This window comes from Aeromonas sp. R10-1 (assembly GCF_040908465.1).
In the GTDB taxonomy this organism is placed as follows: Bacteria; Pseudomonadota; Gammaproteobacteria; order Enterobacterales; family Aeromonadaceae; genus Aeromonas; species Aeromonas caviae.
On the sequence record NZ_JBFODT010000024.1, the window covers coordinates 180396 to 193089 of the forward strand.

Genomic DNA, 12694 nt, shown 5'->3' on the forward strand with positions numbered 1-12694 from the left:
CCCGCAGGCAGCCCTATCGCCATGACCCCCGTCGCCGAGCCCCGGGATCACCCCGACATCGCCCTCACCCTCCAGCGACTGCTGGCGGTGCGCCTCTGGACGCGCCAGGGCGAGCGTGCTCGCATTCATCAGGCGGCCCAGGGGCGTATCGGGCGCCAGCCCGGGCTCCATTTCAGGGAGCTTCGCCTCTATCAGGCCGGTGACGAAGTGCGTCACATCGACTGGCGGGTCACCGCCCGCCTCGGCCGCCCCCACACCCGCCTCTACGGGGAAGAACAGGATCAGGCCCACTGGTTGCTGCTGGATCTCTCACCCGCCATGTACTTTGGCTCCCGCGCCCAGCTCAAGGCCCGCCTTGGCTGCGAGCTGGCCGCCGCCCTGCTCTGGCAGGGGGAGAAACAGGCCAATACCTTGATCTGCCAGGGCGCAGCCCCCCACACAGAGCACCAGCGCGGCTCTCTCATGCCTCTCCTGGAAGCGCTCTGCCGCCATTACGAGGCAGGGCTGGATCGCGCCCCCCCGCCCTGGACGCTGGCCCAGACCCTGGCACGACTCACCCTGCCCCACGGGGCCAGATTGACCCTGATAAGCCATCACCAGGTACCGGACCAGGCCCTCTGCCAGCAGTTGCAACGCCTTCGCCTGCGCCACGACATCCACTACTGGCAGATCCGCGATCCCCTGGAAGCCGCCCTGCCCGAGCAGGGGCTGCTGGCAGTGCAGGCAGGCAGACACAGCGGTTGGCTCGCGGGAGAAGATCCCCGCTTTCGCGCTCGCTATCAGAGGGCGGCCGACGAACAGGCCGAGGCCTATCGCCAGCAGTTACTGCCCCTGGTGACGCGCCTCTATCGCCTCGACAACGGCGCCACCCTGCAACGCCAGTGGCAGGAGGGCGGATGCCGTCTGTTTTGAGGGGGGAGCAAGGCGTACCCGCACCGGATGCATATCGCCAGCCCTCGTCCAGTGAGGCCTTGCAAGCCATCCGTGCCGAGCTGCGCGACATCCACCAAGGCCCCGCTCTCGAGCCTGCACAAGATCCTCGCCTGATGGCCCTCGGGGGGCTGCTGATCGCGGCGATCGCCGCTTGCCTGATCGCCACGACGGCCCTCACCCTGTTGCGCCAGCGCCGCTGGGCGCACCGGATAGACTGGCAGGCAGACGATCTCGTCCCCAGGCTGCAGGATGCCCTGCGAGAAGCGGCCATGGCCCGCTGGCCCGAGGCGACCCCCCTGCAAGGGGAGGCCTGGCTCGCCTGGCTGGACAGCAAGGGGGGGAGCGATTTTTCCCGGTTTGCCGCCCAGTGGCCGCTCTGGCTCTATGGGGGCAGAGTGCCCGATGAGGCGCAGCGCAAAAGATTGCGCCTCGCCTATCTCGCCTGGGGGCGACACTGCGTCAGCGCGCCGCGATTCCCGACAAGCAAGCGAGGGGCACCTCCCCCGGAGGGTACGCGATGATCCTCGCCTGGCCCTGGTTTTCCCTCGCCCTCGCCCTGCCGCTGCTGGTGCGCTTCGGCCTGCCTCCCATGAAGGGGCGCAAGGGAGGAAACCGGCTCGTTCACGGAGGTTTTCCCCTGCTCCAGCCCCAGGCGGGGCAGCCCTTGTGGCGCATGATGATCTGCTGGTGCGCCCTGGTACTGGCTCTGTGCCGCCCCCAGTGGCAGGAGCCCCCGATCATTCACTACCAGAGCAGCCGGGACCTCATCCTCGCGGTCGATCTCTCCGACAGCATGCGCACCCAGGACATGCTGGATGACGGAGAGCAAACGGACAGGCTTGCCGCGGTGCGCCAGCAGATAAGCAACCTTGTCGCCTCCCGCCCGGGGGATCGTATCGCCCTTGTCGTCTTTGCCGATCACGCCTATCTGCTCTCCCCCCTCACCCAGGAGACCGAGGCTCTGCTCACCCTGGCCAGGGAGCTCGACTTCGATCTGGTGGGGCGCACCACTGCCCTGGGGGAAGCCATCCTGCTGGCACGCCAGCACGCCGACCCCACCCGCCCCACCGCCCTGCTGCTGGTGACGGACGGGCGCAATACCTCGGGCAATGCGGATCCCCTGACCGAGGCCAGGCTCGCCGCCAAAGCCGGCATCCGTCTCTATACCCTGGGGGTGGGCGCCGACCCCGACACCTTCGCCGGGCCCGCTGGGGACGCCGATCCCAGTGCCGAATTGGATGAAGCTCTGTTGCAGCAGCTGGCGACACTGGGAGGAGGCCGCTATTTTCGCGCCCGCAACCGGGGCGATCTCGCCGCCATCAACCAGGCCATCGACACCCTGGAGCCCCTCGCCCGGCCCCAGATCCTCTCCCGGCCCCACCAGGAGCTCTACCCCTGGCCACTGGCCCTGGCCTGGCTGCTGCTCTGCTGGCCAGCCCGCTGGCACATCCCCCTGTCACACAGGCCATCCCATGAGTAGGCAGGTCATGACGGTGGCACCATGGAGCTGACTTTGCTTCGCCCCCTCTGGTTGCTGGCCCTGCTCCCCTGGCTGTGGCAGGGGTGGCGCCGCCGCCGCGATCCCGGCTTGCTCTCCCCGGCCATGCAGGCCTATCTGCTGCCGAGCCGTCATCGGGCCATCCCCTGGCGCTGGCTTGCCTGTCTGCCGGTGATCCTCGCGCTCTCGGGCCCCGCCCTGCGCCAGCAGAGTCTCCCCATGCCGAGCCCGGCCCTCGATATCTGGCTGCTGGATCTCTCCGACTCCATGCTGACGCAGGATCTGGCGCCGGACCGGGCAACCCGGGTGAGGCTGGGATTGCAGGAGATGCTGGCCGACATAGCGCGGCAGGACGCGGCCCATCCCATCGCCCTCATTCTATTTGCCGGGGATGCCTACCTCGCCATGCCTCCCACCCGGGATCATCAGGCCATCGCCCTGCTGCTGCCGGACCTGCGCCCGGCCATCATGCCTGTCCAGGGCAGCGCCCCCGAGCGCGCCGTGGCCCTGGCCCTCACCCTGATCCCGCCGGGCCAGTCCGCCCGTCTGCTGCTCGTGACCGACGACCTCTCCGGGACAGCGCGCGATCGCATCGCCGCCCTCTGGCCCTGCCTCAACGACCTGTTCTGCAAGGCAGGCCCGGCCCCGCGGCTCGACATCCTGCTGGCCAGCGGGGGCAAGGAGACCCGGCTGCCCGGCGTGGCTGCCGAGCGCTGGCAGCTCGGCAGCCCGATCGGCCACACCTTGCCGGCGCCCGACGAGGAGGCCATGGCCGCCCTTGCCGCCAACACCGGAGGCAGGCTGGCCTGGCTTGATTCCGGCCAGCCCCGCTTTGCCCCCTTGCCCATGGGCCAAGCCCTGACGCAGGGGCAATCCCGGGATCTCGGCCCCTGGCTGCTCATCTCCTTGCTCCCCCTGGCGCTGCTGGCGCGGATCGGCGCCCACTGGCTGCTGGTGATCCTCGTCATTGGCTTCGCGCCCCCTTCCCTGCAGGCGGCCTCCCGACAAGATGAAGCAGGCTGGCAGGCTTATCGCCAGGGACACTATCGGGAAGCGGCCAACGCCTTCCAGGATCCGGTCTGGCAAGGCAACGCCTGGTATAGATCCGGGGATTACGCCAGGGCCGTCGCCGCCTATGGCAGGGCAAACAGCGCCACCGCCCACTACAACAGGGGCAATGCCCTGGTCTGGCTCGGGGATCTTGCCGCCGCGGAGCAGGCCTATCTGAGCGCCCTTCGCCTTGAACCTGGGCACAGGGATGCCTTGCACAACCTGGCCTTGCTGCGGGCCAACCCGCCGCAGTCGGCGCCCTCGGCAAATGCCCCGGAGCAGGCCGACACTCCCGACCCCGCCCGCGCCTCAGAGGCTCCCCGCCCCCCGGCGCCCCCCGTGCTGCTGCTGGAGCAGCGCCTTCGCAAGGAGGCCCTGCGCCGCCCCCTGATCAAGGTGGAGGAGCCCTGGTGATCCTCGTGCTGCGCTTGCTCTCCCCCCGGCTCGGCTGCTGGCTGCTGCTCGCCCTGTGCGCCATGCGGGCGCAGGCCGCACCTGTCGAGGCCGAGCTGTTGCCGGGGGCGAGCGAGCGCGACTGGCTGCTCGTCATCGAGGCCGACGGGCTGCACCGCGATGAGGATCTCAACATGCAACCGCTGCTGCGCCAGTTTGCGGTCGGGCGGGTCAGCATCCAGCGGGTCAGTGCCCAGAGCCGCAGCCTGACCCGCTGGCAGATCCCCCTGCACCTGCTCGATACCAGCCCGCGCCAGGTGCCCTCCCTGCCCCTTGGCGCCGATCTCACCCCCTCCCTGGCGGTACCGACACGTTCCCTGGACGGCACCCTGATGCCGACACAAGACCCGGTATTCTCTCCGGTCGAGCTGCAGGCCCGGGTGCTCCATGAGGGGAATCTCTATCCCGGCCAGCCCTTCATCTATGAGCTAACCCTCTGGCTGCCTGCCAACCTGGAGGCCCCCAACCTCGGTGAGCCCATCACCCCGGCCTTTACCATTCGCCGCCTTGGCGAGGATCGCTGGGATTCTCCCGCCAGCCCCGGCCTGCCCGGGCGTCTCACGCGAAAATGGCTGCTGCAGGCCAAAGGGCCCGGGCTCCATCCCGTCGAATCCCCCCGCTTTCAGGGGCGGTTGCCGCACCAGGACCAGGCCGGTGCGACCGCGCCAGGCAACGCGGGGGATCTGCTGTCCGCCAGGGCGGCGACCCTATTCATCAATGTGGACAAGGCCCCCCTGGAGCCGGTGGCGAGCAGCCTGGTGTTGCGCCAGCAGTTCAGCCCGGCGCAGGCCAGGGTGGGTGAGCCGGTGATCCGCACCCTCACCCTGGTGATGGAAGGGGGGGATGACAACCGCCTGCCCCCCTTGCCGGCCCCGCCCCTGCCCGCCGGCCTCTCCATGAAGCCGGACGGCGAGCAGCAACAGGAGCGATTCGTGGCCGAGGGGGCGCTACGCTTCGAGCGCCAGTGGCGCCAGGCCCTGACCGCCGACGAGGCGGGGCGCTATGTGCTGCCCCCCCAGACCCTGCGCTGGTTCAACACCCAGAGCGGTCGCATCGAGGAGGCGCGCCTGCCCGCACATCCTCTGGTGTTCACGGCAAGGGAGAGCGCCACTCCCGCCTCCCCCACACCGGGGACCCAGTATCTCTATTGGGTGCTCCTGGCCATCCTGCTGCGGGCATTCATGCGCCGCTGGCCGCGCTGGCGCGCCTTCTATCGCCTGCAACGGGCCCTCGCCACGGGCTCTCCTGACGAGGCCAGGGAAACCCTGCTGACCTGGGCCGTCCTGCGCTGGGACGCCCCCTGTCTGCATCTGGCCAGGCTGCCCTGTCACCGCGACCCCGCCATGGGGGCGCTGCTGGACGACCTGGATCGGGCCTGTTTTTCCCCCAAGCGAGTCCCTGGCGAACACCTGCCCAGGCAGGCGCTCGCCAGGGAGTTGTGCACCTGGGAGAGCTTTGCGATAGCCTATGGTCTTCGAATACTGGCGTGGATGCGTGCATGATGCGCCCCTCATGAAACAGGACACCCCTTTATGGCGTTAGGTTTTTTCAGAAGAAAAAGGGCCGACACGGGAAAGGATCCCTGCGCTTCTCCGGTCTATGGGGAGATGGCAGATAAACAAACCAAGTACGAAGCCCTGGTGCACGCCCTGCACGGGGACATCTACCGCTACGCCTACTGGCTGTGCCGGGATCCGCAAATCGCCGAGGATCTGGTGCAGGAGACTTTCCTGCGCGCCTGGAAGGCGATAGATACCCTGCTGGACGACAAGGCTGCCAAGGCGTGGCTCATCACCATATTGCGGCGGGAGAATGCCCGCCGCTTTGAGCGAAAGCAGTTCGATCTCGTCGACCTCGACGAGCACCCCCTGCGGGATCAGGGTGTCCTGCCAAGCGAGCAGGAGATGGAGCACGAATGGCTCAGGCGCCACATCGCCCGCCTGCCTGCCGAGTATCAGGAGCCGCTGCTGCTGCAGGTACTGGGGGGATTCAGCGGGGAGGAGATCGCCGAGCAACTCGGCCTGAACAAGAACACCGTCATGACAAGGCTGTTTCGCGCCCGCAACCAGATAAAAGAGGCCATGGAGTCTGCGAAACAACAGAGAGGACACACCAATGGATGAGCTTGAATTTCGCCGCCGGGCCATCACTCACCCCTCGGACAGGGATCCCGCCTTCCTGAAAGCCGCCGAGGCGTCACCGGCCAATCGCAAGCATCTGGACGAGATGCAGCAGCTCGAGCGCCAGGTGCGCAGCACCCTGGAAGTGGACGTACCGGCCGGTCTTGCGGAGCGGATCCTGCTCAGGCAGGCGATGGCAGCCGAAGAGGAGCAGGTGGTCCCGCTGCCCGTCACTCCTGCACGCACGCAATGGCGCGCTCTGGCCATCGCGGCCTCGGTCGCCTTCCTGCTCGGCATGAGCACCCGCTGGATCAGCTGGCCTGTGGCACCGGACACCCTGTCGCTGGCTCAAGTCGCCATGTCCCACGTTTATGGGGAAGAGCCCTTCATTCATGCGGTGGATGAGCGGGTCAGCCTGCACACCATCAACGCAAAAATGGAGAAATATGGCGCCACCCTGAGCGAGATGCCGGGCATGAAGGTAACCTATGTCAACCACTGCGCCTTCTACCAGGGACCGGCCCTGCACATGGTGCTCCAGGGCAAGATGGGACCGGTCACCCTGTTCCTCGTCCCCAAGCATCTGCCACTGACGATCCAGTCCAATTTTGCAGACGGGACCCTCAAGGGGGAGATACTGCCGCTCAAGGGGGCCAACATGGTGCTCATCGGAGACATGCAGGAGCCCCTCGCCCCGGTTGCCCGCCAGCTTGAGTCACGCCTGCACTGGTCCATTTAACAGACCTTGACCCAGGCTGACTCGTCCTCCGCCTCAGCCACATCACAGGCAGACATCCTCATTGTCTGCCTGTTCATCCCTAAATCCCCGCATGTTCCCGCCCATTGCCCGCGCGAAGTCACATTTTTACTATTTATTTTAAATGACGCAAACGGCACCATTTGTGCTTTATTTATCCAATAATAGATAAATCAGCCTAATAAAACGGCAAGTTAAAACAAATGATTAACACAATGGAAACTTTTATGTATTCTGCTGTCACTGGTCTGATTTCTTACCTCCTACCAGATCCATAGAATCACGCCAGCAATGAATGGGAAGAAGCTGACATAACAACAGATCATGTCGTCAATAGCCGCCAAAGAGCCGCGATGTCGACAGAAAATCTGCTTACAAAGAGAGAACACTATGACAACTGCCTTTTTCAAGAAAAGCCTGATCGCTGCGGCCGTGACCCTGGCCAGCACCCAGACCTTCGCCGCCGCGTTCCAGCTGAACGAGCACTCGGCCTCCGGTCTGGGTCGCGCCTACGCAGGTGAAGCAGCCATCGCCGACAACGCGGCCGTGCTGTCCCGCAACCCGGCGGCCATGACCACCTTCGACAAGATGGCACTGTCTGTATCCGGCACCTATATCAAGCCCGACGTGGACGTGGCTGGCGACATTTATGCCGGCCCCACCAAGCTGGCTCCGTCCAGCGAGAGCGACATCGCCCCCGATGCCTTCGTGCCGGCCACCTACTTCATCCAGCCCCTGAACGATCAGTGGGCCTGGGGGATCGGCCTCTTCTCCAACTACGGCCTCTCCACCGAATATTCCAAGACCTTCGCGGCCGGTGCTGGCGCCGGTGACACCGAGCTGCTGACCTTCAACATCAACCCCAACATCGCCTATCGCATCAACTCCAGCTTCAGCGTCGGTGCCGGCATCAATGCCGTCTACGCCGCCGCCGAGCTGAACCGTTATGCCGGTGCGCTCTCCGCTGCCATTCCGGGTGCCAACTCCGATACCCGTCTGGCTCACCTGAAGGGCGACACCTGGGGCTTTGGCTGGAACGTCGGCACCCTGTACGAGATCAACGACAACAACCGTCTCGCCCTGACCTACCGCTCCCAGGTGGACTTGAGCTTTGACGGCGACTTCCAGGGTGCCACCTCCGGCAACCGCGTCGTCGATGGCAACCTGAAGCTGGATCTGCCGGCCCAGGCCGAATTTGCAGGCTACCACCGCCTGAACCAGCAATTCGCTGTCCACTACTCCGTGAACTGGACCGACTGGAGCGCCTTCCAGGAGCTCAAGGCCACCAGCAGCAACTGCGCCGGCGGCGTGTGTCTGCAAAAAGACGAGAAGTTCAAGGACTCTGCCCGTTACGCCCTGGGCGGTACCTGGTACGTCAACCCGTCCTGGGAAGCCCGTATCGGCTTCGCCTACGACAACAGCCCCATCGAGCCGGAATACCGCAGCCTGAGCATTCCTGACTCCGACCGTATCTGGTACAGCGCCGGTGCCACCTACCACATCAATCCGGACATGAGCCTCGACTTCGGCATGGCCTATCTGGACGGCAAGGAAGTGGACGTGAACGAAGGCCTGCGCAACCACAGCGATGCGCTGCGCTGGAAGGGCACCTCTCACGGCAACGCCCTGCTGGCTTCCGCCCAGTTCAACATGAAATTCTGATTTTCATATCATCATCGAGAGCGCCCCAGGGCGCTCTTTTTTTATCCAATTTCATCAACTGAGCGCACAGCTGTAGTAAACAACTGTACTCTTTTCTTTTTTTATCAAGCTGTTATGGGGATTTCTTTCAGCATTTAATCCCGTTTTGCCGCACGTTCCCCTCTCCCCGTTGCCTTGCTGGTCATACCATATAAAATCCCGGCCCCAACCGAATAACAGAATGAACACCCAGTTCATCCCGAGGAAAGACCATGCATCCGACGTTCAAACCCTCCCTTATAGCCCTCTTTCTGCTGTCGAGCCAGGTACAGGCTGCCGGCTTCCAGCTCGCGGAGCAATCCGCCACCGGCATGGGGCGTGCCTTCGCGGGTGAAGCCGCCATCGCCGACAATGCCAGCGTGCTCTCCCGCAATGCCGCCGCCATGACCCGGTTCGATACCCTGGCCTTCTCCGGCGGCGTCATCCATGTGCACCCCGACGTCAACATAGAGGGCACCACCCGGGTGCCTACCCCCCAGGGGCCGGTCAGCCTGGATGCCGGAGCCCACGACATTGCGGGTGACGCCTGGGTGCCCAACGCCTATCTCATCGTGCCCCTCAGCGAGCAATGGCGCCTCGGACTTGCCGCCACCTCCTATTACGGACTCGGGGTCAAGATGCCGGACAACTACAACGCCGGTCACTTCGGCAACGTCTCCGACATCAAGACCATGGATCTGGGGGCCTCCCTGGCCTATCGCATCAACCGCGTCTGGTCCGTCGGGGCCGGTCTCTCCGCCATTCAGGGGGAAGGGGAAGTGGGCGGCACTTTCCCCTCCAACAACCAGATAGCCAAGCACTTGAAAGGGGATGGCTGGGCCATGGGCTGGAACCTGGGCACCCTGCTTGAGTTGTCGCAGGCAACCCGCGTCGGTCTCTCCTATCGCCACGACGTGACCCTGACCCTCTCCGGTGACGCCATCGGCATCGATCAAAGGGGCCAGCCTTTCACCGATACCGGCAGCCTGGATCTGCCCTTGCCCGCCACCGCCGAGCTGGCCCTGTTCCATCAGCTCACCCCGGCCCTGGCGCTGCATTCGAGCATCAACTGGACCAACTGGAGCAAGTTCGTGCAGCTCGAATCCGAACTCGACCACCACGGCACCATGCACATCAAGGAGGAGCACTGGGAAGACAGTTGGCGCTATGCCCTGGGGATGACCTACCAGCTGGCCCCCCAGTGGCAACTGCGCTCCGGTATCGCCTACGACCGCAGCCCGGTCCCGGCGGATCGCCGCACCATCTCCATCCCCGACTCGGATCGGGTCTGGTACAGCGCTGGCGTGGGCTACCAGATTGACCGCCACCTCTCGCTGGATCTGGGGCTGACCCTGATCGACGGCAAGAAGGTGGACGTGAGCGAAACCATGCAGCTCAGGCCCGGCATCCCCCAGACCACCTCCACCTTCAATGGCACCTCGGAAGGGGATGCCTGGCTCGCCGGCCTGCAGCTCAACTACCTGTTCTGACACTCCGGGTTTCCTGACAAATAGTATGCCAGTTGTTGACCTTCCCGACCGGTCGGCACTGGCATAGTGATCCGCTTCACCATAGAATCAAGCCTGTAACCATGGTGGAGAGATGCATGTATTCCTATGTAGCAAGGCAGCCCATTCTGGATCGGGAGTTGAACACCCAAGCCTATGAGCTGCTGTTTCGCGACAGCCTGGACAATGTATTTCCCTCCGTCTCCGCGCAGCAGGCCACTTCCAGGCTGGTTGCCGAGCAGTTCTTGCAGCAGAACATCGATCAGCTCATCGGAGATCACCCCTGCTACATCAATTTCCCCCACTCCCTGTTGCTGGACGGATTGGCCGAATGCCTCCCCCGTGACAAGGTGGTAATCGAGATCCTGGAGGATGCCGAGCCCGACGATGCGCTGCTGGAAAAAGTGATCCAGCTTTATGGGCTGGGCTATCGGTTGGCGCTGGATGACTTCACCATGGTCTCAGACTGGGACAGGTTCCTCCCCTACATCCATATCATCAAGTTCGACCTGCGCAGCACGCCGCAACCCTGCATAGAGCACTTCATGGCGAATCATCGCCACCTGCCCCTCACCTATCTGGCCGAGAAAGTCGAGGATCAGGCCGAGTTCGAGCGGATGAAGCAGCTCGGCGTCACCCTGTTCCAGGGATTTTTCTTCAGCCGCCCCCAGATGGTGCAACAGCCCACCATACCGCCGGCCCAACTGGTGGTGATGCAGCTGCTCGAGGTGGTCAATCAGACCGAACCGGATCTGGACAAGATTGAGCAACTGCTCAACCAGGATCTCACCCTCTCCCTCAAGCTGCTGCGCTACATCAACCACCTCAAGCGCTTCCCCCAGCCCATCGCCTCGTTTCGCCAGGCCGCAAGTTCCCTGGGGCACGCCCAGCTCAAGCGCTTCGTCGCCCTGATCGCCGCCACCAGTGCGGGGAGTGAAAAGAGCGCCGAGCTCCATCAGATGTCCCTCATCAGAGCCCGGTTCTGCGAACTGCTGGCCCAGACCCATGCGCCCGCAGAGCAGGCACAGCAAGCCTTTGTCACCGGCCTCTTCTCCCTGCTGGACGTGCTCATGGGAGAACCGCTGGATCAGCTGCTCGGCTCCATTCCCCTGACCGACGACATTCGTGCCGCCCTGCTCACCCGCAAGGGCAAGCTCGGGTTCTACCTGGCGTTCTGTGAAGATTTCGAGAAAGCCGACTGGCAGCGGGTTGCCGCCAACACCGTCCGGCTCGGCCTCAACGAAGAGAAGGTCAGCCACCTCTATCTGAGCGCCACCGCCTGGGTCAACCAGCAGCTTCAGGCCATGGAAGAGCAACCGGTCCACTTCCGCCAGACATGACAACGTCCCTCTTGAAGGGACGTTGTCATTCCATCAACCCGCTGCACTCTCACCCACGCATTCAGCCTGCCTCGATGGCGATGGCCGTTGCCTCCCCTCCCCCGATGCACAGGCTCGCCACCCCTCGTCTGAGCCCGCGGGCACGCAGGGCATGGATCAGGGTCACCAGGATGCGGGCGCCACTGGCGCCAAGAGGGTGCCCCAGCGCACAGGCCCCGCCGTTCACGTTCAACTTGTGATGGGGAATGCCGCACCCTGCCATGGCCAGCATGCTCACCATGGCGAATGCCTCGTTCACCTCGAACAGGTCCACCTCCTCCACCGACCATCCCACCCGGGCCAGCAACTTGTCGATGGCGCCGACGGGGGCACTGGTAAACTCCGCCGGCAAGGCGGCGTGACTCTGGTAACCCACTACCCTGGCCAGCACCGGCAATCCGAGCCGGGCAGCGGTCTCGCCCCGCATCAGCACCAGGGCAGCCGCCCCGTCCGAGATGGAGCTTGCATTGGCCGCCGTGATGGTGCCGTGCTTGCTGAAGGCCGGCTTGAGGCCGGGGATCTTGTCGGGCCTGGCTTTGCCCGGTTGCTCATCCTCGGCCAGCAGCAGGGTATCCTCAGAGGTCATGACGGGAGCCAGTTCCGCGGCAAAGGCACCGCTGCGCTGCGCCGTCAGCGCCCGCTCCAGGGAGGCGATGGCAAAGGCATCCATGTCGGCCCGGGTCAGTCCGCTGCGATCGGCACTCAACTGGGCGTAATGCCCCATCAGATGGCCTTCGTAGGCATCCTGCAAACCGTCCAGGAACATGTGATCGAGCACGCTCTGGTGCCCCATGCGAAAACCACTGCGCGCCTTGTCCAGCAGATAGGGGGCGCGGCTCATGCTCTCCATGCCCCCCGCCACCACGACCTCGGCCTCCCCCAGGCGCAGGCTGTCCGCCGCCAGCATCACCGCCTTCATGCCGGAGCCGCACACCTTGTTGATGGTGGTACAGGGCACGCTGTCCGGCAGCCCCCCCTTGAGCGCTGCCTGGCGGGCTGGCGCCTGGCCGACCCCTGCGCTCAGCACGTTGCCCATATAGACCTCATTGACCTGCTCCCCCGTCATCCCGGCCTGCGCCAGCGCGGCGCGGATGGCGCAGGCGCCAAGCTCGGGGGCACCGAGCACGCTCAGGGCCCCCTGGAAGGCCCCCATGGGGGTCCGTTTGGCCGCCACAATCACGATATCCATCGATAGCACTCTCCTTGTTACATCGGGATAACATATGCCGCGACCGCGACAGGAACAAGACTTGCGGGGAAGTTGACGTTTGGGTAAGGTGCCAGCCTGCATTGACAACCAGATGGCAGCCAAGACA

11 protein-coding genes are annotated in these 12694 nt (G+C 64.7%); 10 read left to right on the forward strand and 1 reads right to left on the reverse strand.

Annotated features, from left to right (window positions below):
- Positions 1-21: 21 nt before the first annotated feature.
- From AB5Y93_RS12290 to AB5Y93_RS12335, 10 genes are all read left to right on the forward strand, one after another.
- The gene (locus AB5Y93_RS12290) at positions 22-912 is read left to right on the forward strand and encodes a DUF58 domain-containing protein (protein WP_368229462.1); all 891 of its coding nucleotides are present in this window, start codon (positions 22-24) and stop codon (positions 910-912) included.
- Positions 897-1454, forward strand: coding sequence for a DUF4381 family protein (locus AB5Y93_RS12295; RefSeq protein WP_368229463.1), 558 nt, complete (start codon positions 897-899; stop codon positions 1452-1454). The genes AB5Y93_RS12290 and AB5Y93_RS12295 overlap by 16 nt, the downstream gene beginning before the upstream one ends.
- Positions 1451-2413, forward strand: coding sequence for a VWA domain-containing protein (locus AB5Y93_RS12300; RefSeq protein ID WP_368229464.1), 963 nt, complete (start codon positions 1451-1453; stop codon positions 2411-2413). Before AB5Y93_RS12295 ends, AB5Y93_RS12300 begins: the two co-directional genes overlap by 4 nt.
- A gap of 21 nt (positions 2414-2434) precedes the next feature.
- On the forward strand, positions 2435-3895 hold the full coding sequence (locus tag AB5Y93_RS12305; RefSeq protein ID WP_368229466.1) for a tetratricopeptide repeat protein: 1461 nt from the start codon (positions 2435-2437) through the stop codon (positions 3893-3895).
- Between the two features lie 62 nt (positions 3896-3957).
- Entirely contained in the window at positions 3958-5436 is a 1479-nt protein-coding gene (locus AB5Y93_RS12310; RefSeq protein WP_368229610.1) for a hypothetical protein, read from the forward strand.
- Between the two features lie 30 nt (positions 5437-5466).
- The gene (locus tag AB5Y93_RS12315; RefSeq protein ID WP_080769901.1) at positions 5467-6057 is read left to right on the forward strand and encodes a sigma-70 family RNA polymerase sigma factor; all 591 of its coding nucleotides are present in this window, start codon (positions 5467-5469) and stop codon (positions 6055-6057) included.
- Positions 6050-6793 carry a DUF3379 domain-containing protein gene (locus tag AB5Y93_RS12320; RefSeq protein ID WP_368229468.1) on the forward strand — a complete coding sequence of 248 codons (744 nt, stop codon included), beginning with the start codon at positions 6050-6052 and terminating at the stop codon, positions 6791-6793. The genes AB5Y93_RS12315 and AB5Y93_RS12320 overlap by 8 nt, the downstream gene beginning before the upstream one ends.
- A 408-nt stretch (positions 6794-7201) precedes the next feature.
- Positions 7202-8473, forward strand: coding sequence for an outer membrane protein transport protein (locus AB5Y93_RS12325; RefSeq protein WP_041211385.1), 1272 nt, complete (start codon positions 7202-7204; stop codon positions 8471-8473).
- A gap of 251 nt (positions 8474-8724) precedes the next feature.
- Positions 8725-9981, forward strand: coding sequence for an outer membrane protein transport protein (locus tag AB5Y93_RS12330; RefSeq protein ID WP_324040488.1), 1257 nt, complete (start codon positions 8725-8727; stop codon positions 9979-9981).
- 116 nt (positions 9982-10097) lie between these two features.
- On the forward strand, positions 10098-11339 hold the full coding sequence (locus AB5Y93_RS12335; protein ID WP_368229470.1) for an EAL and HDOD domain-containing protein: 1242 nt from the start codon (positions 10098-10100) through the stop codon (positions 11337-11339).
- A gap of 61 nt (positions 11340-11400) precedes the next feature.
- Here AB5Y93_RS12335 and AB5Y93_RS12340 read toward each other — a convergent pair whose 3' ends face one another.
- Positions 11401-12567, reverse strand: coding sequence for a thiolase family protein (locus AB5Y93_RS12340; protein ID WP_109112698.1), 1167 nt, complete (start codon positions 12565-12567; stop codon positions 11401-11403).
- Positions 12568-12694 lie beyond the last annotated feature (127 nt).